The following is a 23,591-nucleotide window of genomic DNA, read 5'->3' on the forward strand; positions in this document are numbered from 1 at the left end:
GCCTGCGCAGGAATCTGTGCAGCGGGTTCGTGATTCCGCGGCGGAGAGCGCTCAGAACGTGAGGTCTGAGGGTCAGGAGCAGAAGAGCACCGTCACGGATTCGGCCACGTCCTCGGCAGACGAGGTCCGCGGCAGCTGAGACCGAGATCCCCGAGGGTCTCCGTATGGTCGAGCTGAAGACCGAATGATCGGACGCTCACATGCGAAGGCGGGGCTCCACCGATGGTGGGCCCCGCCTTCGCATGTGGTGAGAGGGAGTATACGGACCCGCCGGAGGCGGCTCAGATGGTGACGTCGCCCTTGGGGCTGCGGAAGGTCACCGACATGATGCCCGGCGTTCCGGAGGGTGCGATCCACTCCACGTCCACGTCCTCGAAGGGGTCTACGTTCGGGCAGGCCAGCCACTGGGTGACCCGGTCTGGGGAGCCTGCGATGCTCAGCTTCGTCAGCGCCGCCTCAGGCGGATAGGCCTGGGAGGGGTGCAGTCCGTAGGTGCCTTCGTTCCAGCGCAGCAGGTAGGGCACCTGAGGATCTGCGATGAGTCCCTTGATCCCGATCTGCTGCCACGTCAGCTCCTGACCGTCGGGGAACTTGCGGTTGCCCGGGACGGCCTTGCGTCCCAGCCGCTCCTCGAAGGGGGAGAGGTCATCGACGCTCACGCACCAGCCCATCCAGCCGCCGCCCACCAGGGAACGGTTGCGCACGGCCTGGCCGAAGGGGGCCTTGTCGGCGCTGGGGTGGTCCAGCACCTCGACGATCTCGAGGTACTGCCGGTTCTCCAGCGGAATGATCGCATTGCGAGTGCCGAAACGTGGGTGAATGCCGCCGCGGACGCGTTCCACGCCCAGCGCATCGGTGATTCGTTCCACCGTGGCTTTCATTCCATCGGGACCGACTGCATACGAGACGTGATCGAGGCGCATCATGTTGCCATCATGACACCACTGGGCGCAGAGATATAAATCGGGTTGAATATTCATACTTATCCGGCGTTTTTCTACTGATTGTAGAAACATCACGACGACGGCGCCCCCAGCCCCCGCATGGCGCGTATCCTTGATAAGTGCTCAAGACCGCTCTGCAGCCCAAATGGATCGGGACCCTCGCCCTGGCGCTGGTCCTGGCCACAGTCTTCGTGGTGCTGAGCGCCTGGCAGTTCAGCGAATCGAGCTCTGAACCGCCCCCGACCGAAGAGGTCACCGAGACCCCGGTCCCGCTCACCGAGGCCCACCAGCCGCAGCAGTCGATGACGGTGGCCGAAGCCGACCGGATCGTGGACGTCAGCGGTGAGTTCCTCGAAGACACCCAGGTGATCATCGATGAACGCCTGCAGAACGGAACATCCGGTTATTGGGTGGTCGCGGCCTTCCGACCCGACGATGCGCCGGATGACAACATCATCCCGGTGGTGCGCGGCTGGGTCACGGATCCGGCTGACGCCGATGAGCTTCCCTCCGGTGAGCCGCTCGAGATCCAAGGGCGGCTTCTTCCTCCCGAGGCTCCCGGACCGGGTCAGCGCGGGATGTCCGCCGATGGGACGCAGATCTTCCCCACCCTCTCCCCGGCAGAGCTCATCAACGTGTGGGACGAGCCGGGCTACTCCGGCTTCGTCGTAGCCTTCGAGAGCTCAGACGCCAGCGGCGCGGAGGTGGGTGCGGCGTCGTCGTCCTCCGGCATGGAACCGGTGCAGGTCGACCCGCAGCCCGAGACGTCGGACATCAACTGGCTGAACCTCTTCTACGGGGTGGAATGGACGGTCTTCGCCGGGTTCGCCTTCTATCTCTGGTGGCGGCTGGTCAAGGACGCCCACGAGAAGCAGCTGGAGGAAGAGCGGCTGGACCGCGAATGGCAGGAGCAGTGGCGCGCCGAGCAGCTCGCCCTGCGGCAGCAGACCCAAGCGAAAGACTAGAGACTCATGAGTGATTCCCGTACGGGCGATTCCCCCGTGACCGATCCCCAGATCGCCGATGACATCCCGCCGGCGCCGCCGCGGCCCAAGCAGCGCCGTTTCGGCGGCACCGCCGCGCAGATCCAGGGTTCGCTGACCTTCTACAAGGTCTTCGCCTTCATCACCGGCATCATGCTGCTGATCCTGGTCGCCAAGATGATCATGGACTACGGATTCGGCTACGAGCTCTACGCCGGCGGCACCACCGCCGAAGGGGCGGAGAACACGCTGGGCTTCCACCCGAAGGACTCGGTGATGGACGGCACCGGAATCTCCTACTGGATCGCAGTGATCCACGGTTGGATCTACGTCATCTACATCATCGCCGGATTCCGGCTCTGGTACCTGATGAACTGGCAGGTCGGCCGGCTGGTCACCATCGTGCTGGGCGGCGTCGTGCCGTTCCTGAGCTTCGTGGTGGAGCGCAAGATCGCCCGCGAGGTCAGGGTGGACATGGAGTCCAACCCGGAGGCCGTGCGCCGCTACTGAGCGCGGTCTCGGGCCGCTGGCACGAGGTGGCTCTCGGCACCGGATCTAGCGGTGAGCTGGTATCGGCCGGGCGCGCGTCCGGCGGGCCCAGAAGAGCACCGGGATAAGCAGCAGTGCGAGCAGGCCGCCGCCGAGCGAGAGATGCTCGAAGCTCGTCGCGGACATCACGATCCCCGACATCGCCCCGCCGCCGGCTCCGGCGAGGGCGATCAGCACATCTATGCCGCCCTGGGTGCGCGGGCGATTCTCCGGGATGGTCGCATCCACGACCAGCGCCGTGCCCGCGATCAGACCCACGTTCCAGCCCACCCCCAGCAGGATCAGCGCCAGAACCAGCAGCTCCAGCGAATCCCCGGGGGCGACCGCCCCCACCAGGCCTGCACTGAGCAGGATCACCGCCGCCACGACGCTCATCGGGATCCGACCGAAACGGTCCACCAGGATCCCGGTGACCAGCGAGGGCAGCCACATGGCGCCCACATGCAGCCCGATCACCAGCCCCACCGAGCTCAGACCGTGGCCATGGGCGAGCATATGGATCGGGGTCATGGTCATGATCGCGACCATCGCGACCTGGGTGAGCACCATCACCGTGGCGCCGATATACGCCCCGGTCTCAGGCTTTGGAGCAGGGGAGGGCCCTGTGGCGGCGGCAGGTTCTGCGGCGGCCTGCTCCGCGGACTGCTCTGCGGCGGCGTCGGCCGCTTCGATCTCCGCAAGTTCACGCGCCAGCAAGAACGGATCCGGCCGCAGAAAGATGAACAGGATCGCTCCGGCGGCGAGGTATGCCGCTGCGGCGAGGAGGAAGGGGCCCGCCAGTGGTGGGATTCCTAGGCTCCTCGCCAGATCCCCGAGTGGTTCCACCAGGTTCGGTCCGGCCACCGCACCGAGGGTTGTGGAGACCATCGCGATGCTGATCGCGGTGCCGCGGCGTGATTCAGGTGCGAGGTCTGTCCCGGCGTAGCGGGCCTGCAGGTTCGTCGCGGTCCCGGCGCCGTAGATGAACAGCGCGAAGAAGAGCAGCGGGACATGATCCTCCACCGCGGCAGCCACCACCCCGATCGCTCCGAGCCCGCCGGCGGTGAAGCCGATGCCCAGTCCGACCCTGCGGCCCCAGCGCTGACTGACCCGCCCCACGGAGAACGCCGCCAGCGCGGAGCCCAGCGTGAACAGGGCGATGGGCAGCCCGGCCAGGCTCGCAGAGTCGAGCATCTCCTGGGCCAGCAGGGCGCCCACGGTGACCCCGGCGGCCAGGCCGGCGCCGCCGAGGATCTGGCTGAAGACGACGACGGTGAGCGTGCGCCGCTGGACGTCGATTCGTCGCACCTCGCCCCGCTGCTGGTCGCCCCCTGAATACATGGTCGATAACCTACACCGGGCGCAGGGCAGGCAAGCCCTCGTAGTCGTCCTGGTCCCGTCCAGCCCCCGGACGTTGATCACCGACGCCCGGCAGGGCGGGGTCCGCTTGGTCCACACCGAGGCACCAGGTCGAGACGGCGGCAATCAGAGCCTGCGTCCGCACATCGCAGACCCTCGATTTCCGTCTGGGCCTGAAAAGTCCTGGACATTTGCTCGCTCAGGGGAGAGACTGATATTCTTCGCGACCTTTACTCGGCATCGCAAGGAGGCGGTCATGGGTAGTGTGGGTTTGCTCTATGTTGGTGCGGTTCTGATCATCAATGGCTTGATGTTGTTGGATGTTGTTCCCGGTAAAGCCGCAGCCGCCATGAACTTGTTCGTCGGAGCGATGCAGGTGGTTTTCCCGACCATTATTCTTGCACAGTCTGAAGGTGATCCCGAGATCATACTCGGTGCGTCAGGACTCTTTCTCTTCGGCTTCACTTACCTGTATGTCGCATGGAATGTCCTGACCGATGCGCCAGGTGAGGGTCTGGGCTGGTTTTCTCTCTTTGTCGCGGCCTGCGCCGTTGTCTACGGAACGCTGAATTTCACGCTGGTAGACGACCCATTGTTCGGTGTCATCTGGTTCTCCTGGGCAGTGCTCTGGTTCATGTTCTTCGTGCTGCTGGGACTCGGCAAGGTCAGCATCCAGCGGCGTACTGGCTGGTTCACGCTGTTCCTCGGGATCTTCACCGGAGCCGTCACCTCGTTCCTGCTGCTCACCCAGAACTACCCGACCGGAGATGGAGCAGCGCTGGTCGGGGCGGCGCTTGCAGTGGTGCTGTTTCTCCTGGCGTGGCTTCTCGGAGCTCCAAACAGGGCGAGCGTCTCTCGCGACAAAGACCCGGTGAATGCGTCGTCCTGAGAGTCAAAAGGTTCCGCTTGGGTGTCCGATATCAACAGGATGGTGAGGTCATATGCCGCTCTACAGCTTCCGGTGCGATCAAGGTTGCAGTTTCGATGCCTCCTACACAATGGATGAAGTGCCGCGAAAGCGGGCGTGCCAGCAATGCGATGCATCAGCGGTGCGGATTATCACCTCAGTGAACCTGTCTCGAGCAGGTACTGCGGCGTTCCGAGCCGTGGAGAGTTCCCTGCGAAGCGCTCACGAGCCCGACGTTGTCTCCAAGTTGCCGCACCAGACAGGGCGGTCGACTCCGATCACCACTAATCCTCTTCACGCGACTCTCCCGCGGACCTGAACGGAGGTTTTCCTGCCAGATATTTGACATGACCACAGGCGATGTTGAATTCATGAGGAGAAACCAAAATGCCGAAGACAATATTCAAGTTAGATTCCTCGAAAAAGTTCGGTGACCAGGAAAAGCTGGGACACAATCGCTGGCATCCTGAGATTCCATCCGTAGCGACCGTGAAGCCGGGAGAAAGTTTCCGCGTCGACTGCCGAGAATGGTTCGACGGGGCCATCGAGAACAATGATTCCGCAGAGGACATCCTCAACGCGCCGTTGCTCACGGTCCACGCGTTGAGCGGCCCGTTCCACGTGGAGGGGGTCAAACCCGGAGACCTGCTCATCGTGGACATTCTGGACGTCGGCCCTATTCCACAGGAAGACGACGGTCCGCTCGCCGGACAGGGCTGGGGATATACAGGTATCTTCTCGCGGAACAATGGTGGTGGTTTCCTCACCGAGCAGTTCCCCGACGCCTACAAGGCGGTGTGGGATTTCTCCGGGCAGACTGCCACCTCACGCCATGTACCTGGTGTCTCTTTCACCGGCATAGTCCATCCGGGCCTTATGGGTACCGCGCCCTCAGCGGAGCTGCTGGCGAAATGGAATGCCCGTGAGGGTGCACTGATCGCGACGGATCCAGACCGTGTGCCTCCGCTCGCGCTCCCTCCTGAGTCGGAGCATGCCGTGCTCGGGGGGCTTGATCAGGCGGAATGGAACAGAGTCGGATCCGAGGCGGCCCGCACTGCTCCGCCGCGCGAGAACGGGGGAAACCAGGACATCAAGAACTTCACCAAGGGGAGTCGTGTCTTCTATCCCGTGTTCGTCGACGGCGCCAACCTCTCTCTCGGCGACCTGCACTTCTCACAGGGAGACGGCGAGATCACGTTCTGCGGTGCCATTGAGATGGGCGGGTTCATCGATCTCCGGGTCGATGTCATCAAGGGTGGCATGGAGACCTACGGCGTCTCGGAGAACGCGATCTTCATGCCGGGCAACGTCGATCCGCAGTACAGCGAGTGGCTCGCGTTCTCAGGTACCTCGGTGACTCTCGATGGCGAGCAGCGATACCTTGACTCCCATCTGTCATATCAGCGGGCATGCCTGCATGCCATCGACTACCTCACGAAGTTCGGCTACAGCCCCGAACAGGCGTATCTGCTGCTCGGCGCAGCGCCGATCGAAGGGCGGTTGTCGGGCGTCGTAGACATTCCGAACTCGTGTTCCACGGTCTACCTGCCGACCGCGATCTTCGACTTCGACGTTCGCCCCTCCGCGTCGGGTCCCGTGCAGATCGATCCAGGGATCGGTGCGCCCCGCGCAGCAAATCAGAAATAGCCCGCGCGCAGCGTGAAGTGGTGAGCGCCCTCATCCAGGACAAGGAGCTCTTCGATGAGCAAGTGGGGGCGCTCACCCATTGCAGGCGCGCGGCAGACCTATCTGCTCATTGTCAGCGCAGACCTGGTGCGGCGCGCCAGAATCTTTGGCGGGGCTCCCATCGCTGGGGCACGAACGGGCGTCATGAGCGCCGGACGACTCGATATCCCGCCCGGCTGCGTCCCAGGGAGGTGGGTAGAGGGCCCGGGGACAGGCGACAACACCCGGACCGCTAGGATGGAGCGGTGACTTCTCAGCCCGATTCCGCAGACTCTGCTGTCCCCGCCGTGGAGCGTTCCAACTCCGCGGCCCAGACCGTGCTGGTGGTGGACTACGGCGCGCAGTACGCCCAGCTCATCGCCCGCCGCGTCCGCGAGGCCCGGGTCTACTCCGAGGTCGTCCCGCACACCCTCGCCGCTGCCGAGATCATCTCGCGCAACCCCTCCGCTGTGATCCTCTCGGGCGGACCCTCCTCGGTCTACGCCGAGGGTGCCCCAGAGGTGGAGACCGAGCTGTTCGAGGCCGGCATCCCGGTGATGGGCATCTGCTACGGCTTCCAGGCCATGGCGCACAGCCTCGGCGGCGAGGTGGCCCGCACCGGCGACCGCGAATACGGCAAGACCGCGGTGCGCAGCGTCAACGCCCCGCACTCGCTGCTCACCGGCACCGACGCGGTCCAGTCCACCTGGATGTCGCACAGCGACTCCGTGCAGAAGGCCCCCGAGGGCTTCGAAGTCCTCGCCTCCTCAGAAGGCGCCCCCGTCGCAGCCTTCGCCGATGAGCAGCGCAGGCTCTACGGCGTGCAGTGGCACCCCGAGGTGCGCCACTCGCCCCAGGGCCAGCAGGTCATCGAGAACTTCCTCTACATCGGGGCCGGCCTGACCCCGGAGTGGACCACCGGCAACATCGTCGAAGAACAGGTCACCGCGATCCGCGCCCAGGTCGGAGACTCCCGTGTGATCTGCGGACTCTCCGGCGGTGTGGACTCCGCTGTGGCCGCCGCCCTCGTGCAGAAGGCCATCGGAGACCAGCTGACCTGCGTGTTCGTCGACCACGGGCTGCTGCGCGAAGGTGAGGCCGAACAGGTGGAGCGCGATTTCGTCGCGGCCACCGGCGCCAGGCTCTATGTGGCCGACGAGCGCGAACGCTTCCTCGCCGCGCTCGAGGGCATCACCGACCCAGAGACCAAGCGCAAGATCATCGGCCGCGAGTTCATCCGGGCCTTCGAGGGCGCCGAGAAGGCCGTGCTCGCCGAGGCGGCCGCTGACGGTGCCAAGGTCGAGTTCCTGGTCCAGGGCACCCTCTACCCCGATGTGGTGGAATCCGGCGGCGGTGAGGGCGCGGCGAACATCAAGTCCCATCACAACGTCGGCGGCCTGCCCGAGGACATGGTCTTCAAGCTCGTCGAGCCGCTGCGCGCGCTGTTCAAGGACGAGGTCCGCGCCGTCGGGGCCGAGCTCGGCCTGCCCGCCGAGATCGTCCAGCGCCAGCCCTTCCCGGGCCCCGGCCTGGGCATCCGGATCATCGGCTCGGTCTCCGAGGACCGGCTGCGGATCCTGCGCAAGGCCGACGCCATCGCCCGCGAGGAGCTCACCGCCTCGGGGCTGGACCAGGAGGTCTGGCAGATGCCGGTCGTGCTGCTCGCCGACGTCCGCTCGGTCGGCGTTCAGGGCGACGGCCGCACCTACGGTCACCCGATCGTGCTGCGCCCGGTCTCCTCCGAGGACGCGATGACCGCCGACTGGTCCCGCCTGCCCTATGAGCTGCTCGCCAAGATCTCCAACCGGATCACCAACGAGGTCGAAGAGGTCAACCGGGTCACCCTGGACATCACCTCCAAACCGCCAGGCACCATCGAATGGGAGTGAGTCGGAAGACTCATGCTCGACTCCTCCGCCGCTGAGGCGATCACCACCGTCATCGCCGGGCTGCTGCTGGTCATCGGCGCGCTCGGCGTCGTGCTCCCGATCCTGCCCGGCTCGCTGCTGATCATCATCACCCTGATCGTCTGGGCGCTGCTGCTCGGCGGACCGGTCGTCTGGACCACGGCGATCATCGGCGTCGTTCTGGCCGTGATCGGCTGGGGAAGCTCCACGGTGCTCACCGGTCGATCGCTGCACCGGCAACAGATCCCGCGCGGACCGATCATGATCGCCGTCGTCACGGCGCTCGTCGGGCTGATCGTATTCCCGCCGCTGGGGCTCTTCATCGGTTTCGCCGCGGGGCTCTTCGGCGCGGAGTTCGTCCGTCGAGAGCGCGATTGGCTCGCCGCCGGGACAGCGAGCCTGCACGCGCTGCGCGCCGTCGGACTTGGGATCCTGCTCGAATTCCTGCTCGCCGGACTGGCGATCTCGGCGTTCCTGATCGGCTCGCTGATCAACTTCGTCTCCTGATCCGGGACGGGCCAGCGGCTTCAAGGTCAGGCTGAGACCGATTGCAGGTTGTGCCGCCGGGATCATTAGACTTCAATGCATGTAATTATCGGCGATCCTCGTCATTCCTGACGGAGACGGGGGTGCCGGAGTGGGCGTGAGCCCACCCCGGTGGGGATTGTGGAAGGTCGTCTGTGAGCAAAGAACCAGCCGCTGAGGAGTGGGACCTGTCGTCCGAGAATGGGCCGGCAGAACCTGTGACGGAGCATCAGCGCCGTGACACCTCCGACGACGCCGCCCGCGCCACCGCGAGCTCGGCGGCATCGGCGTCCACCGCGGAGTCTGCAGGTTCGGCAGGCTCCGCTGATTCGGCTGCCTCGGCAGGGTCTCCCGGCTCGCCGAGCTCCCCGAACTCGCCCCAGTCCCCAGACTCGCCCGCTTCGCCCGGGTCCCCGGCTTCGCCGCAGTCCCCAGCCTCACCCGACTCCCCAGCCTCCGCGGACTCCCCAGCCTCCGTCGGCTCCCGCCCCGATGGTCGAGACCCGGTGGCCGCCTGGCTGGAATCAATGGGGTCCGGCACCGAGAACGACACGATGCTTCGCTTCTCCCCGAACCAGCACAACGCCATCGACCTCACCGACGCCAACTCCTCGGGCATGATGCAGCTCATGGCGGGTCGCAAGACCCGGCTCTCCACGCTGCTCAACGATCAGAACGCGTTCACCATCGGCAAGCACGCCGCCCAGGGCATCCGGGCCAAGACCCGGGAGATGTCCGAGGAGCGCGGGATCGACGTCGGGTTCCTCGCCGCCGGGGTGGTCAGCTGGACCGAGGACGCTGGCCAGGCCTCCTCCGGCGAGCAGTTCACCGAAGACTTCACAGCTCCGATCATGCTGGTGCCGATCACCCTGCGCCCGCGTGAGGACGGCAGCGGTGACTTCGAGATCCAGTTCAGCGCAGCCGCCCGGCTCAACCCCGCGCTGATCCGTCACCTGGCCGCCCGGCACGGCACCCGACTGGACCCGGTGGAGTTCCACAACACCGGCTATGTGACAGCCCGCTTCGACCCTAACCGTCCCGCGGACACGCTCGCGCGCATCGCCGCCGGCGTGGACACCCTGCACTCGGTGCAGGTGTGGCGCCAGCTCCACGTCTCGACCTTTGCGGACCTGACCTTCCTGGGTGATCCCACGGGGCTGGAGCTCGATCACCCCGTCATCCACGCCATGGCCACCGGTGAGCCGCTGGGGCAGACCCGGGCCGATCGCACGCTGAAAGACCTGCCCTCGGTGGATGATCGGGAACCCCGCGACGAGCGCCTGGTCGCCGACGCCGATCCGCACCAGCAGGCCGCCCTGGACGCGGTGCTCGCCGGGCAGTCCGTCGTGGTCTCCGCGCCTGCCGGCACCGGTCAGACCCAGACCGCGATCAACGCCGCGGCCGGCCTCGCCTGGCAGGGCAGGCGGGTGCTGGTCCTCGCCGAGCGCACCGCCACCCTGGAACAGTTCAAGGACCGGCTCGCGCAGGTCCACCTGGGCACGCTGGCGGGCAACATCTCCGCCGCCGCGACCTCCGAAGACATCCGCGACCAGCTCATCCGCGCCATCCGGCGCAATGAGCGGGCCGAGCCGCCCCGACTGGGAACCGTGCATTCGAGGCTGAAGAAGTCGCGCCACCAGCTGGTGGACCACGTGAAGTCGCTTCACAATGTGCGCCGCCGCTGGGACTGCTCGCCCTACCAGGCCATGCAGGCCCTGGCCGCGCTGACCAGCCTGACGCCCGCGCCGTCGACCTCTGTCCGGCTCAAACGCTCGGTGCTGGACCACACCGTGGACCGAAGCCAGATCACCGTGAAGCTCAAGCGCGCCGCCGAGCTGGGCGCCTTCTCCGCCGAGACCCGCGACAGCCCCTGGTTCAACGCGCGCCTGTCCAACCGGCAGGAGACCCGGGACGCTATGGCCCTGGTCGTCCAGCTGCGTGAGGAGCTGCCGGAGCTGCAGCAGATGATGGTCTCGGCATGCCAGGCCGCCGGGATCACCGCGGGTGCGACCTTCAGCCAGTGGAACAGCCAGGTGCTGCTCTTCCAGCGGGTGCAGGAATCGCTGGGCAGGTTCAGCCACGACGTCTATGCCCGCGCGGTGGACGACCTCATCGCCGCCACGGCCCCGGGCTGGTGGCGCCGACAGAACAACGTGGAGATGACCTCCGTGACCCGCTCGCGGCTGCGCCGGGTCGCCAAGGAATACGTGCGCCCCGGCGTCGCCATCGGAGACCTGCACTCCTCGCTGATCGATGTGCAGTCCGAGCGGGAGGAGTGGAACCAGTGGTCCATCTCCGACTCCGCGCCGAAGGTCCCACCCCGGCTGGACACGCTCTGTGACAGCTTCGGGAAGGTCCAGGCCCGGCTGCAGCGTCTCGATGAGGTCCTGGAGACGGGATCACTGACCGAGATGCCCATTGAAGAGCTGCTGCAGACGGTGGAGACCCTGGCCGCGGATGAGAAGCCGCTGGAGACCCTGCCCGAGCGCACGCTGCTCGGCGAACAGCTGCGCGAGCAGGGCTTCCGGGACCTGATGGAGGACTTCTCCGAGCGTGGGATCAGCGCGAACGTCGTCGGCGAGGAGCTGGAGCTCGCCTGGTGGCAGTCCGCGCTGGAGGCGATGATCTCCGGTGACGACTACCTGGCGATGACCACCGGCGAGAACCTGCGCAGCATCGAGGAGACCTTCCGCGAATCCGACGCGGGGCACATCGAGTCCAGCGCCCAGCGACTGGGCCACGCCCTTGCGGTGCGCTGGAAGTCCGCCGTGGAGGCCCACCCGCAGGCCGCCGCGAACCTGCGCGCCCTGCTGCGCGACTCCACCCCCACCATCGAGGCCCTGGAGGCGATCAACTCCAAGGTGACCCAGCCGCTGGTCCCGATCTGGACCACCTCGCCGCTGGGGCTGGGAGAGCAGTTCCCGCCTGAATACCGCGCCGACGTCGTCATCCTGCTCGATGCCGAATCGCTCGCCGTGCCCACGGCGCTGAACGCGGTGACCCGTGCCTCCCAGGTGGTGGCCTTCGGTGACCCGGTGGCCGGTTCGCCCACCCCCTTCCACGTCTCCGCCGATCCGGTCGCGCGCGAGGCCGAGCAGCCCCGCCCCGCCTCGATCTACACCGAGCTGGCCGCCGTGCTCCCGCACTATGCGCTGCGACAGGTCCACCGCGGGGTCGATCAGGAGCTCACCGGGCTGCTCTCGTCCGCGCTCTACGACGGCGAGCTCACGCGACTCCCCGACGCCGCCCAGCTGACCGGACAGGATCGTCGCTTCACCGTGGAGCTGGTCGCGGGCATCCAGGCCGGATACCGCGACGCCGTGGAGTCACCCACCGGGGAGGTCAACCGGGTGGTGGACATGGTCTTCGAGCATGTGCGCTCACGACGCGGGCACTCGCTGGCCGTGATCACCGGCTCGGCATGGCACGCCCGCCGGCTGGCCGACGCGATCCGGCTGAACCTCGCCAACCATGGCTGGGCCAAAGAGTTCTTCACCGATGGCGCCCACGGCGAGGGCTTCGTGGTGACCCCGGTGGAGCGTGCCGCCGGCCTGGTTCGGGACGACGTGATCTTCAGCCTCGGATTCGGCCGCTCGGTGAAGGGAGATGCCGCGACCCGCTTCGGGGAGCTCTCCGAGGCGCGCGGCCGCGAACACTTCGCGATCGCGCTGACCCGAGCTCGTGACCACCTGCGCGTGGTCACCTCGCTCTCCAACGCCGACATGAACCCCGCCTCGCTGACCAACGGCGCTCGGGAGATCTACGACCTGATCAGGCTGGGTCTCGAAGGGTCGGACAACCCCACCGCGTCGGCGCAGCTGACCGATCCGCTGGTGCTGGACCTGGTGGACCGGATCCGGGCCCGCGGCGGGCGGGTGGAGGACGGGTTCCGCGGGACCCTGGACCTCGCCGCCTGCTCACGCAGGTTCACCCCGGACCAGCCGATGGTGCCGGTGGCGATGGTCTCCGACGGGACCAGGAGCTATGGCGCGATGTCTGTGCGCGAACGCTCGAGGCAGCGCCCCGCCGCGTTTGAGGCGCTGGGCTGGACCTACATGGCGCTCTGGACCATCGAGGTCTTCTCCAACCCGGTGCGCTGCACCGAAGTCGTCGCCGAACAGGTCGGGCTGGCCTCGGGACCGGAGTTCGCCGAGTCAGGCCGGATCACCGTGCACACTGCGGGGGCGGCCCCCCGCAGTCGCAAGGGCCGGGAGCAGGTTGCCCGCAGCGAGGGCATCCGCTTCGGCGGCGCGGCGGACCTCGAGGACGAGGATTCACACCGGAAGTCCAAGAAGTGGCTGCCGCCGCGGGAGCGCGGGGCATGGAAGCAGTAGGGCCTGGGCCCGGTGGCGCGGGGCCTGGTGGCGCCGGACGCGCCGGGCGGAGAGGACGACGGCGCGTGGTGGCCCCACCGACCTCGGGCCAGTCCCATGAGGTGGAGTCTGATTTCACCGACCCATTCAGCACCGAGCCCTTCGGCGCTGCAGACTCCGTCCCCGGCCGCGGGGCGGGGGCTGCCGCACAGAATCCCAGCGCCGCAGAAGAGGAGACCCCCGGCAGGACGCAGAAGACCGAGGGTTCCGCGCCCAGTGTGCCACTGACCGCCCATGAGCAGTGGATTCTGAGTCAGCGTCCCCCGCACTGGGGTTAGCCCGGGACCCCACGCTGGTCCGGGAGCATCTTCCCCAGGCCGCGGGGAGAGGGCCGTCAGTCGCCCGACTCCACAGCGCAAGGAGCTGCGGCACCTGCGCCGCGCTCCTCGTGGACGCTGGTGGCCATGCAGAGTATCAGTTCCGATCGACGCACCCGTCCAGGCACCCGCGGCGCTGACGAGGCCCGCCCCCGCGCCCGCCATGGTGAACCGGCCACCGAATCGACGGGTCCGTTCATTCCGCAGCGACCGCGTCGGCGCCGCTCTCAGCCGCCGGCGCCGACCCGGGAACGATCTCCGCGGAGACGCGCCCGGCGAATACCGGCTGCTCACCCATCGGCGCCGCGGATACCAACCGATCGGAGCAGCGTGGCCCGGGGGCAGAGGGTCAGGCCGCCGCGGATCAGCCGCCGACTGCGCGGTGCCGGGCTGCCCCGGCTGATCCAGCGGTTCCGCATCCCCCTCGCCCTGTTGCTGGGACTGGGCGCCGCCGGCGCAGCGGTGCTCACCGGAGTTCAAGGGCAGGTGGAGACCACGCCGGCGCTGCGGGCAAGCGCCGATATCGGCGCGGGGGAGCGGCTGAGCGCCGCCGTGATGGAAGAGGTCCAGGTGGATGTCGCGGCGGTTCCACGGGACTACGCCGTGGAGGCGGAGCAGGTGCTCGGACGACAGGTCGCCGTGCCGCTCCCGGCAGGGGCGCTGATCCACCCGGATCAGCTGGTGGGGCCCGGGCTGCTCGCCGGACAGGACCCCGGCACGGTGGCTGTGCCGGTGCGCCCGGCCGATCCGGCGATGGTCGCACTGCTCACGCCGGGGCAGCGAGTGGATGTGCTGGCCTCGAGCGACATCCCCGAGCGTGGCACGTCCGCACAGCTGGTGGCGACCGCCGCGCCGGTGCTGTGGTCCCCGCAGGATGATTCGGAGAACTGGCTGCCCAGCGGGACTGAGGCGGGCGGCGTCGTGATCCTTGCGGTGGATCCCGCCACTGCGGAGTCCATCGCCCAGGCCACCCAGGAGGGACGGCTGCATCTGAGTCTGCGCGGTACGGGGCCGCCGCCATCTTCGGACCAGCCGGGAACCTCCTCCGAGGGGTCAGTCGGAGGAGCTCGATGAACCCGATCCCGCGGACCCTGCGCTCGAGGACCCCGCGCCGGAGGCAGCCTTGGCCGGGCTCGAGGAGGAGTCGGAGGAGCCGTTCCCGCTGGCGCTCGAAGGTGCCCCGTCGGAACCGGAGCGCTTTGAGGCGTCGGTGCCTGAGCTGGCCGCAGCGCGGGAGTCCGTCCGGTAGAAGCCGGAGCCCTTGAAAGAGACTCCGACCGAGCCGAACTTCTTGCGCAGTGTGCCCTGACATTCGGGGCAGACGGTCAGCGAGTCATCGCTGAACTTCTGTGCGATGTCGAAGGCATGGCTGCAATCCTTGCAGGCATAGGCGTAAGTGGGCATCGGATTCCTCAGAGGTGAAGGGCGCTGGGAGGTCAGGTGCAACCGGCCAGCCTGCGGCAATACTGCCAATCAATTATACGGGCCTCAGCGTCGTGGCTTCGCGTTCGGTCACGATGATGTGGACCCGCAGGTCATGGGGCTCCACTGGGAAGGCGCCGGGGCTGAGGACCTCCGCGGCATGGACCACCGCGATGAAGCGCAGCGGCGCGAGGTCGGTCGGACTGTCGGCGGCGGACTCCACGGGCGTGGAGGCCTGGTGGTCGGCGTCGTTTCCGAAGGCGGTGTCGTAGAAGCCGCCGCCCTGACCCATGCGCGCTCCGTGCTGGTCCACGGCCAGGCCGGGCACCAGGACGGTGAGCCCCTCCGGGTGGCGTTCACGCAGCGCGACGGTGCCGAGGCGGTCTCCCAGCGGCTCGTCGACGGCCGCGAACGCGCTGCGCCGCAGCCCCGCCTCAGGCGCCCAGGACACCCACTCGAGGACCCGGTCCCGGGTGCTGGCGATCACGGGAACGTACACGGCACCCCCGCCGGCGGCGTGACCGCTGAGGAACGGCCGCACGTCCGGCTCGCCGGGCATCGGCACATACCCCGCCACCGCTGAGCCTGCGGGCACCACGGACGGCAGGACCCGGGCCAGGGCCTGGCCGCGGATCGCGATCTGGTCACCTGTCAGCTCCCGGCGCGCCGACCGGAGCCGGGATCGCGCGGCCGCCTTCGCTGCCGCGGCGGACGCGGGCTCGTCTGCGTGTGTCGGCATGCGGCTCAGCGCCAGGATTCGGACTGGATGAGGCTGGCGCGCAGGGCCTCTGCGGCGTCGGCCAGGCCGGGCGAGAAGGTGAACTGAGCGCTCAGGCGCAGCAGCGCGGCCCTCTCATAGGCCTCCAACGCGTCGCCGGCGACCCCGTTCCGGTAGGCGGCGTCGTTGATCAGTCCGAAGACCACTGCGCGACGCGGCGCGTCCCACAGGCCGCGCAGCTCGTTCCACTTGGCGCAGGCGAGCAGCCCGCCCAGGTCGAGCGCGGGGTGGGCCCACCCCGCGTTGGAGACCTTCACCAGCGCCGGTCCCAGCTCGGGGGAGTACAGCAGGTCTTCATCCCGGAGCTGCCGGTGGGCAGGCACCATCCGGCGCTCAGGGATCGAGGCCAACGCGTCACAGGCGGCCATGACGCTCGCGTGGAACAGCTCCGCCCCGACGAGATAGGGCCTGACCAGCGCTTCCCAGCGCTGCAGGCGCCGGATCTCCGTGGCGGCCCCGTGCACCGGGGCGCTCGCGGGCAGCTCCCCCGGATGCTGGATCGCGGTGGACCACGCATCCAGGGACTGGTCCCAGGCGGTCTCCCATGCCTGCGCGCCGATCCGCTGGGGCCTGTGCAGAGAGGCGCCGGTCAGCGCCTGGAACGTCGCGGTGGAGTCATCATGACTGATCAATCGAGGGAGCCTGAAGGGCCCGGAGAAGGCCTGTGCGCGTCTCATGCCGTCGAGAAGCTCGGTCGCGCGGCCTGCCGGCAGCACCACGGTGTAGGTCTCGTCCGAACCGTCTCGATGCCGCACCACTGCCCGCAGTCCTGGTTCATGGGCGATCACGAGGCCGCCCCGGGCGGCCTGCCGCAGGGCGGGCAGCTCGGGATCCGTATCGGGCGGGAACAGGTCGAGGTGCTCGCTGGGTCGGGCGGCACCGCGGTGGTGCTCGACGCGGAAGCAGCCTGCTCTTCGGGCGCGCCCCGACGCGGCGGCACGGGGCGCAGCGCCAGCGGCAGAGGAGGTCGACGTGCCGGCGTCCTCGGGAGCCTCGAAGGCGGTGACCTCCACCGCCAGCATCGTCGGCTTCCCCGGCACCGGCCAGGCGCGTTCCACTGACCAGCGGGTCTCTTCGGCGGAGAGGATGCGCGAAGGCAGCGATGCGGCGGGGTCAAGCATGTTCGAGACGTTCCTTTCGACCGGTTCGGCTCCCTCCAGCTTAGGCCCGGGACCCTGAGGTGATCGCGGGGTGCGCAGGGTGCGCGCGCAGTTTCAGAGCCAGGAATCGATCCAGATCCTCATCCGCCATTGCTCGTAGGGAATCATCTCCGCAGTCCAGAGCGGGAGGAAGAACACCGAGACGGCCACGCACAGCAGCACGAAGCACAGCACGATCACGGTGTTTCGCTGGCGCGCCGCCAGGATCGTCCCCTCCCCGCGGGCCGTCCCGTCGGGGCGGTGACCAGCGGTCCCGATGCGTAGCGCCAGGGCGGCGATCGCGGTGAGCGCCAGAATCAGGAAGGGGTGATAGCTGATCGTGTAGAAGAAGAAGGTGGTCCGGTCCGGGAAGAGCAGCCAGACCAGATGCCCGGCCACGAAGCCGGAGAGGATCGCGCCGCAGCGCCAGTCCCGGCGACCGGCCCAGAGCAGCCCCACCAGTACCAGGGCGATCATCCCGCTCCACCAGATCAGCGGATTCGCCAGGTCCAGGACCGCTGAGGAACAGCTCTCCGCGGCGCAGGTCTCACCGGTCTGTGCATAGATCTCGCCGGCGGAGACCGAGTCGTAGTGCATCGAGACCGGTCGGCCCATGAAAAGCCAGGTCCAGGGCGAGGACGCGTAGTCATGTCCGCTGCTGAGCCCCTGATGGAAGTCCGCGGCGGAGACATGATAGTTCCACAGCGAGCGGAGCGGATCCGGCACCAGCCGGGACAGCCCCTCGGCAGGATGCTCGAGGTGCCACTGCCGACCCCAGCCGGCCTGCGTGCTCAGCCAGCCGGTCCAGCTGGCCAGATAGGTGCTGGCGGCAACGGGCAGCACCGAGACCAGCGCCGGAAGCCCATCCTTCAACAGCCCGGACCGCGCCCATCGCTCGACGCCGGCCAGTCGCCTGGCCTGCAGGTCCCAGAGGATGACCATGATGCCGAAGACCGCGAGGAAGGCCAGCGCCGAGAGCTTGACCGCCACCGCCGCTCCGAGCAGCACCCCGGCGAGCAGCCGCCACGGGCGGACCCCCAGCCACGGTCCGCTGGCCTGCCGGTCACCAGACCTGCGGCGCACCGCCCAGGCGGCCAGCCGCCGTCGTCCGCTGTATCGATCAGCCAGCAGGGCGCCGAAGGCGGCGAGGACGAAGAACATCATGAAGATGTCCAGCAGGCCCACGCGGCTCATCACCAGGTGGTGGCCTTCGATGGCGGTGAGCATCCCGGCGAACGCCCCGAGGAAGACCGAGCGGAACATCCGTTGCGCGATGAGCGCGATCAGCAGCACGGCCAGGGTGCCTGCCAGCGCCGCCGAGATCCGCCAGCCGAAGGCGCTGTCCTGGCCGAAGCCCCGCAGCCCCAGCGCGATCAGCCACTTTCCCAGAGGCGGGTGCACCACGTAGGCGCCGTCGCCGGTGGGCTGTGCCTCACCAGCCAGCCAGGAGTCATCGGCATCCTCCGGCCAGACCAGCTCATAGCCGGTGAGCAGCAGCGCGTAGGCGTCCTTGACGTAGTAGGTCTCGTCGAACATCAACAGGTGCGGGGTGCCGAGATCTCTCACCCGCAGGATTCCGGCTAAGAGCGTGATCAGCCCGGGCAGAATCCATCCCCAGCGACCTGGACGGTACGGTTCTGCGTGGAGCCGGCGCTCCATCCGGGACAGCCTTGCGGCTTCCGGCTCGGCGACGCTCCCGGGCGCCCCGGCAGGGGCCGGAGTGCTGCGGGCGGGCTCGGCAGGGTTCACTATGGGTATGCTACTTGGCGCAAGCCGGTCACCGATCAGAAGCGGGCGTGTCATGGAGTCAGGCGAGGCAGAACAGGTCGAGAACCCCTTGGAGCCAGCTGATACCAGCCTCTGGGACACCCCGATCGTGCTCGCCGCGACCCCCATCGGCAATCTCGGTGACGCGACCGACCGGCTCAAGCGGCTCCTGGCCACCGCCGAGGTCATCGCCGCCGAGGACACCCGCACCGCGCGACACCTGGCCCGAGCGCTGCAGGTCACCTTCCATGCCCGCCTTCTCAGCCTGCACGAGCACAACGAGGCGTCCCGCTCCGAGGAGCTCGTGGAACAGGCCCGGAAGGGAACCCGGATCCTGGTGATCTCCGACGCCGGCATGCCCGCGGTCTCCGATCCGGGGTTCCGACTCGTCGAGACCGCCATCGCTGCCGGCGTCGGGGTCACCGTGGCGCCGGGCGCCTCGGCGGTCACCACCGCGCTGGCGCTCTCCGGGCTGCCCACCGACCGATTCACCTTCGCCGGGTTCGTCCCGCGCAAAGCGGGGGAGCGCAAGAAGCTGCTCGACCGGCTGGCCACCGAGGAGTGGACCACGGTGCTCTTCGAATCCCCGCACCGGGTCGCCGCCACGCTCCGCGAGTTCGCCGCGGCGCTGGGGGAGGACCGACCTGCGGCGCTGGCCCGGGAGTTGACGAAACGCTACGAAGAGGTGCTGCGCGGAGGCCTGGGCCAGCTCGCCGCCGTGGCTGCTGAACGTCACCTGCGCGGGGAGATGGTCCTGGTGCTCGGCGGGGGGTCACCCGCCGGAGCGGGGGGCGAGCCGATGAGCTTGGAGGAGCTGGCCGGCGTCGTGCTGACGCGGGTTGCTGAGGGGACCAAGCTCAAGACGGCGGCCAAGGAGATCGGGGCCGCACACTCTGTCCCGGCCAGCGAGATCTATGATGCCGCCCTGGCCCTGAGGCGCGCCGAAAAGTCCGGTTGAACAGTAGAATGGCGTCCAGAGCGGAGAGGCACTCCACCGCAGGGTAATCGATGAGCAGGCGGGGCCATGACCGAGGAGCATACGGGCAGCGAACACGTTGCCCAGACGAGCAGCAATCAGATCCGCGAAGCCGCCACCGCGCAGGTGGCGTGGCTGGAACCGCACACCAACGCCACTGACGGGGTCCTGGACCTCTGGGCCGCTCGCCCGCATCAGCCGGTCTACGCCGTGCCCAACGGGACCGGCGGGTGGGTGGACGTCTCCATCACCAGTTTCCTGGACCAGGTTCGTGGCGTCTCCAAGGGGCTGATCGCACTCGGCGTCGAGCCGGAGGACCGGGTCGCGGTGATGGCACCGACCAGCTACAGCTGGGCCGTGGTGGATCAGGCCATCTGGTTCGCCGGCGCGATCTCGGTGCCGATCTACGAGACCAGCTCCGTGCACCAGGTCAGCGCCGTGCTCGAGGATTCCGGGGCGACGCTTGCGCTCGCCGGAAGCGTCGAGCTCCAGGACTGCCTGCGCGCCGCCGTGGTGAAGTTCAACGGGAACCGCCCTGCGGTGCTGCCCATCGAAGAGGTGCGCCAGCTCGATGATCTGGCCGCCTCCGGGGAGCACATCTCGGATGAGCAGCTCGAGGCGGCCCGCTCACGGGCCGACCTGGACGACGTCGCCACGCTGGTCTACACCTCCGGCACCACCGGCCGCGCCAAGGGGGTGCGCATCACCCACCGCAACCTGGCCGAGGGTGCGGCGAACATTCTGCCCTTCGCCGATCAGATCCTCGGCGAGAACGAATCCCGCACGCTGATCTTCCTGCCGCTGGCCCACGTCCTGGCCCGCGCGGTGCAGCTGATGTGTCTGTACCGCGGGGTGCAGGTGGCCCATTCAGCCAGCTCCGCGAAGCTGCTCGAGGATCTCGCCAGCTTCCGTCCCACCTGGCTGCTTGCCGTGCCGCGGGTCTTCGAGAAGGTCTACCACGGTGCTTCCGCCAAGGCCCGCGCCGAGGGCAGGGGAAAGATCTTCGAGACCGCCAAAGATACCGCGATCCTGTACTCGAAGGCCCTGCAGGCCGAGGCGACGGGCGAGGGTCCCGGGCCCTCTGTGCGGCTGCGCGCACGCCGAGCGATGTTCGCCAAGCTGGTCTACTCCAAGCTCCACGCCCGCCTCGGTGGCAGCGTCCGCTACATGATCTCCGGCGCCTCCGCGCTGAACCCCGAGATCGCCCACTTCTTCACCGGCATCGGACTGCCGGTCCAGGAGGGCTACGGCCTCACCGAGTCCACCGCTCCGATCACGCTGAACATCCCCGGAGCCACCCGCATCGGGACGGTGGGCATCCCGGTGCCCGGCAACACCGTGAGGATCGCCGCCGATTCAGAGGTGCTGCTCAAGGGCCCGGTGATCTTCGACGGCTACCACGAGAAGCCCGAGGCCTCGGCAGAGGCCTTTGACGCGGAGGGCTTCTTCCGCACCGGTGACCTCGGCTCCCTGGACGAGGACGGCTTCCTCACGCTGACGGGGCGCAAGAAGGACCTCATCGTGACCGCCGGCGGCAAGAACGTCTACCCCATGCCGATGGAAGAGGTCATCCGCGCTCACCCGCTGGTGGCCGAGGTCATCGTGGTCGGAGACGACAGGCCCTACGTCGCGGCGCTGATCACGCTGGACGCCGACGCCGTGGCGGACTGGTGCCGGGCCAACGGGTACCGGTCGCTGTCGTTGATCGACGCCGCAAAGCATCCCAGGGTGCGCCAGGAGATCGGCCTCTCGGTGGAGGCTGCGAACCGAAGGGTCTCGCGCGCGGAGTCCATCCGGAAGTTCGAGCTGCTCGACGTCGAACTCTCCGAAGAGTCCGGGCACATGACCGCCTCGATGAAGCTGATGCGCCACCGGGTCCTGGTCGACTTCGAGGGCGTCATCGATTCGGTCTACGCGAACTGACGCCGCCGCCTTCACGTCCGCCTGCATCGCGGCTCGTCTCTGCAGCACTTCTCACGCCCAGTCTGCGCAGGAGCCGGCGGAGGGCGGGGTGTGGAAGGCCGCGCGGGGGGTGGGCGATAGAGTTGATCACCGTGAGCCAACAGCAGCGAATCCTTCCAGACGCCGAGTCGAGCCCCGCCGTGGTGCCGGGCGAGACCCCTGCCGCCTACCGTCCTGAACAGCCCGACGACGACGGCGCGGCCGCCGGTCCCGTGCGAGATCAGGCGGAGGAGCAGTCCGGGAAGAAGCGTCGCCTGCGATACCCCCCGGCACCCCAACCGCTGACGGTGCCGGTGATCGACAATCACGCGCACCTGGACTTCCGCGACGGTGCGATCTCCGTCTCGGTCCAGCAGGCCCTGGAGGTCGCCAAGGCCGTCGGCGTGGTCGGCGCGCTGTGCGTGGGCTATGACGTGGCCTCCTCGGAGTTCTCCGTGAAGGCCGCCGCAGAGCACCCCCAGCTCAAGGCCGCCGTCGCGCTGCACCCCAACGATGCGCCGGTGCTGGCAGCGAAGGGCGACTACGAGACTGCGTTCGCCAGGATCACCGAACTTGCCCGCCACGAACAGGTGGTGGCGATCGGGGAGACCGGTCTGGACTTCTACCGCACCGGCGAAGAAGGGGTCGCTGCGCAGAGACGCAGCTTCGAAGATCACATCGCGCTCGCCGTCGAGCGTGGACTCGCGATGCAGATCCACGACCGGGACGCCCACGTGGAGGTGGTCAGCGTGCTCAACGCCGCGCCCACCCTGCCCAGCGCCGTGGTCTTCCACTGCTTCTCCGGCGATGCGGACCTGGCCCGCCTCTGCAACGCCAACGGCTGGTACATGTCCTTCGCCGGCACGGTCACCTTCAAGAACGCCCACGCCCTGCGTGAGGCGCTGGCGGTCGCTGATCCGCAGCTGATCCTGGTGGAGACCGACACGCCTTTCCTGACCCCACATCCTTACCGGGGGCAGCCCAACGCGCCTTATCTGATCCCGCAGACCATGCGGCTGATGGCCCAGGTGCGCAACACCAACGTGGAAGCGATGTGTCAGCAGGTCATGTTCAACACCACCCAGGCCTACGGGAGCTGGACATGAGTGATGAGCACTCACCGCAGCGACGACCGCAGCAGAGCCCTCCGCAGCTGCTCTCCGCCGCGCATGTCAGGGCGCTGGCCGACCAGCTCGGGGTGCGCCCCACTAAACAGTGGGGACAGAACTTCGTCATCGACCCGAATACGATCCGCCGGATCGTCAGCCTCGCAGATCTCGACGGCAGCGAGCATGTGCTCGAGGTCGGCCCTGGGCTCGGGTCCCTGACCCTGGGCCTGTTAGATGAATCAGCGCTGGTCAGCGCCGTCGAGATCGATCCCAAGCTGGCCGGTCAGCTGGCCGAGACGGTGCAGAGGTTCCGTCCCGAGCGCGCGGCGAACCTGCGCGTGATGGAGCAGGACGCGCTGAAGCTCACCCCGGAGTCCTTCGCCGAGTTCGGAGACGGCGCGGGCCCGGAGGTGCTGGTCGCGAACCTGCCCTACAACGTGGCGGTCCCGGTGGTGCTGCACCTGCTCCAGATCCTGCCTTCGCTGCGCAAGGGCCTGGTCATGGTCCAGGACGAGGTCGCCGACCGGCTCTGCGCCGGGCCCGGCTCCAAGATCTACGGCGTCCCCAGTGTGAAGGCGGCCTGGGACACGAACATGCGCAAGGCCGGCGTGGTCGGCAAGCGAGTCTTCTGGCCCGAGCCGCGGATCTCCTCGGGGCTGGTTCGCTTCGACCGGCGCGCCGAGGCCTCGGCCGAGCTCAGCCGCGAAGAGGTCTTCGCGGTGATCGACGCCGCCTTCGCCACCCGACGCAAGACCCTGCGCGCCTGCCTGGCCGGGATCGCGGGATCCCCGACCCGTGCCGAGGCGGTGCTGCGGGCCGCCGGGGTGGATCCGTCCGCCCGCGGCGAGACCCTGGGCATCAGTGGGTTCACCGCGATCGCCGCCGCCCTGCGCGACGCGGCCAGCTCGGGTCCAGCCGGCGCGGTCCCGCATGTCAGTGACGAGAAGTAGG

The 23,591-nt window shown here is 68.2% G+C and carries 21 protein-coding genes; 14 read left to right on the forward strand and 7 right to left on the reverse strand.

Going from position 1 to position 23,591, the window contains the following annotated elements; all coding sequences use genetic code 11:
* Positions 1-281: 281 nt before the first annotated feature.
* Complete coding sequence (locus LTH96_RS11785) at positions 282-926, reverse strand: VOC family protein (RefSeq protein WP_241466057.1); 645 nt, start codon at positions 924-926, stop codon at positions 282-284.
* A 137-nt stretch (positions 927-1,063) separates the two neighbouring features.
* On the opposite strand from LTH96_RS11785, the gene LTH96_RS11790 reads away from it, so the two are divergent.
* Together LTH96_RS11790 and LTH96_RS11795 are read left to right on the forward strand one after the other, a co-directional pair.
* Entirely contained in the window at positions 1,064-1,909 is an 846-nt protein-coding gene (locus LTH96_RS11790) for an SURF1 family protein (RefSeq protein ID WP_241466059.1), read from the forward strand.
* A 6-nt stretch (positions 1,910-1,915) separates the two neighbouring features.
* Entirely contained in the window at positions 1,916-2,437 is a 522-nt protein-coding gene (locus LTH96_RS11795; RefSeq protein WP_241466061.1) for a DUF3817 domain-containing protein, read from the forward strand.
* A 45-nt stretch (positions 2,438-2,482) separates the two neighbouring features.
* Here LTH96_RS11795 and LTH96_RS11800 read toward each other — a convergent pair whose 3' ends face one another.
* The gene (locus LTH96_RS11800) at positions 2,483-3,796 is read right to left on the reverse strand and encodes an MFS transporter (RefSeq protein ID WP_241466063.1); all 1,314 of its coding nucleotides are present in this window, start codon (positions 3,794-3,796) and stop codon (positions 2,483-2,485) included.
* Between the two features lie 274 nt (positions 3,797-4,070).
* On the opposite strand from LTH96_RS11800, the gene LTH96_RS11805 reads away from it, so the two are divergent.
* The 5 genes from LTH96_RS11805 (at position 4,071) to LTH96_RS11820 (ending at position 8,800) form a co-directional block, all read left to right on the forward strand.
* On the forward strand, positions 4,071-4,703 hold the full coding sequence (locus LTH96_RS11805) for an AmiS/UreI family transporter (RefSeq protein ID WP_241466065.1): 633 nt from the start codon (positions 4,071-4,073) through the stop codon (positions 4,701-4,703).
* Positions 4,704-4,755: 52 nt separating this feature from the next.
* A complete protein-coding gene (locus LTH96_RS13365) occupies positions 4,756-5,040 on the forward strand; it encodes an FmdB family zinc ribbon protein (protein ID WP_370644444.1) in 285 nt (94 codons plus the stop codon).
* Positions 5,041-5,108: 68 nt separating this feature from the next.
* Positions 5,109-6,368 carry a formamidase gene (gene fmdA, locus LTH96_RS11810; protein WP_241466067.1) on the forward strand — a complete coding sequence of 420 codons (1,260 nt, stop codon included), beginning with the start codon at positions 5,109-5,111 and terminating at the stop codon, positions 6,366-6,368.
* A 356-nt stretch (positions 6,369-6,724) separates the two neighbouring features.
* Positions 6,725-8,275 carry a glutamine-hydrolyzing GMP synthase gene (gene guaA / locus LTH96_RS11815; RefSeq protein WP_241466294.1) on the forward strand — a complete coding sequence of 517 codons (1,551 nt, stop codon included), beginning with the start codon at positions 6,725-6,727 and terminating at the stop codon, positions 8,273-8,275.
* A 12-nt stretch (positions 8,276-8,287) separates the two neighbouring features.
* Complete coding sequence (locus LTH96_RS11820; RefSeq protein WP_241466069.1) at positions 8,288-8,800, forward strand: DUF456 domain-containing protein; 513 nt, start codon at positions 8,288-8,290, stop codon at positions 8,798-8,800.
* A 247-nt stretch (positions 8,801-9,047) separates the two neighbouring features.
* On the opposite strand, the gene LTH96_RS11825 is transcribed toward LTH96_RS11820, so the two are convergent.
* Entirely contained in the window at positions 9,048-9,359 is a 312-nt protein-coding gene (locus tag LTH96_RS11825) for a hypothetical protein (RefSeq protein WP_241466071.1), read from the reverse strand.
* Here LTH96_RS11825 and LTH96_RS11830 point away from each other — a divergent pair.
* The 3 genes from LTH96_RS11830 to cpaB all read left to right on the forward strand — a co-directional run bounded on the left by LTH96_RS11830 (position 9,346) and on the right by cpaB (position 14,582).
* A complete protein-coding gene (locus LTH96_RS11830; RefSeq protein ID WP_241466072.1) occupies positions 9,346-13,152 on the forward strand; it encodes a DUF4011 domain-containing protein in 3,807 nt (1,268 codons plus the stop codon). The two genes, LTH96_RS11825 and LTH96_RS11830, sit on opposite strands and share 14 nt — an antisense overlap.
* 65 nt (positions 13,153-13,217) lie before the next feature.
* Positions 13,218-13,469, forward strand: coding sequence for a hypothetical protein (locus LTH96_RS11835; protein WP_241466074.1), 252 nt, complete (start codon positions 13,218-13,220; stop codon positions 13,467-13,469).
* Positions 13,470-13,838: 369 nt separating this feature from the next.
* The gene (cpaB, locus tag LTH96_RS11840; RefSeq protein WP_241466076.1) at positions 13,839-14,582 is read left to right on the forward strand and encodes a Flp pilus assembly protein CpaB; all 744 of its coding nucleotides are present in this window, start codon (positions 13,839-13,841) and stop codon (positions 14,580-14,582) included.
* Here cpaB and LTH96_RS11845 read toward each other — a convergent pair.
* From LTH96_RS11845 to LTH96_RS11860, 4 genes are all read right to left on the reverse strand, one after another.
* The gene (locus tag LTH96_RS11845; RefSeq protein ID WP_241466078.1) at positions 14,562-14,912 is read right to left on the reverse strand and encodes an FmdB family zinc ribbon protein; all 351 of its coding nucleotides are present in this window, start codon (positions 14,910-14,912) and stop codon (positions 14,562-14,564) included. The two genes, cpaB and LTH96_RS11845, sit on opposite strands and share 21 nt — an antisense overlap.
* Positions 14,913-14,985: 73 nt before the next feature.
* Entirely contained in the window at positions 14,986-15,669 is a 684-nt protein-coding gene (locus tag LTH96_RS11850; RefSeq protein ID WP_241466080.1) for a 5-formyltetrahydrofolate cyclo-ligase, read from the reverse strand.
* A 5-nt stretch (positions 15,670-15,674) separates the two neighbouring features.
* Entirely contained in the window at positions 15,675-16,829 is a 1,155-nt protein-coding gene (locus LTH96_RS11855) for a hypothetical protein (protein ID WP_241466082.1), read from the reverse strand.
* Between the two features lie 93 nt (positions 16,830-16,922).
* Entirely contained in the window at positions 16,923-18,596 is a 1,674-nt protein-coding gene (locus LTH96_RS11860) for a phospholipid carrier-dependent glycosyltransferase (RefSeq protein ID WP_241466083.1), read from the reverse strand.
* 52 nt (positions 18,597-18,648) lie between these two features.
* Here LTH96_RS11860 and rsmI point away from each other — a divergent pair, with 52 nt between their 5' ends.
* The 4 genes from rsmI to rsmA all read left to right on the forward strand — a co-directional run bounded on the left by rsmI (position 18,649) and on the right by rsmA (position 23,590).
* Positions 18,649-19,572, forward strand: a complete 924-nt coding sequence (gene rsmI / locus LTH96_RS11865) for a 16S rRNA (cytidine(1402)-2'-O)-methyltransferase (protein ID WP_241466085.1) — start codon at positions 18,649-18,651, stop codon at positions 19,570-19,572.
* Between the two features lie 66 nt (positions 19,573-19,638).
* Entirely contained in the window at positions 19,639-21,513 is a 1,875-nt protein-coding gene (locus tag LTH96_RS11870; protein WP_241466087.1) for a long-chain fatty acid--CoA ligase, read from the forward strand.
* Positions 21,514-21,644: 131 nt separating this feature from the next.
* Positions 21,645-22,637 (forward strand): TatD family hydrolase, encoded by a 993-nt coding sequence (locus LTH96_RS11875; RefSeq protein WP_241466089.1) that lies wholly within the window; start codon positions 21,645-21,647, stop codon positions 22,635-22,637.
* The gene (gene rsmA, locus LTH96_RS11880) at positions 22,634-23,590 is read left to right on the forward strand and encodes a 16S rRNA (adenine(1518)-N(6)/adenine(1519)-N(6))-dimethyltransferase RsmA (protein ID WP_241466091.1); all 957 of its coding nucleotides are present in this window, start codon (positions 22,634-22,636) and stop codon (positions 23,588-23,590) included. The genes LTH96_RS11875 and rsmA overlap by 4 nt, the downstream gene beginning before the upstream one ends.
* Position 23,591 lies beyond the last annotated feature (1 nt).

The sequence above is a fragment of the Nesterenkonia sp. LB17 genome (assembly GCF_022565915.1).
Classification (GTDB): Bacteria; Actinomycetota; Actinomycetes; order Actinomycetales; family Micrococcaceae; genus Nesterenkonia.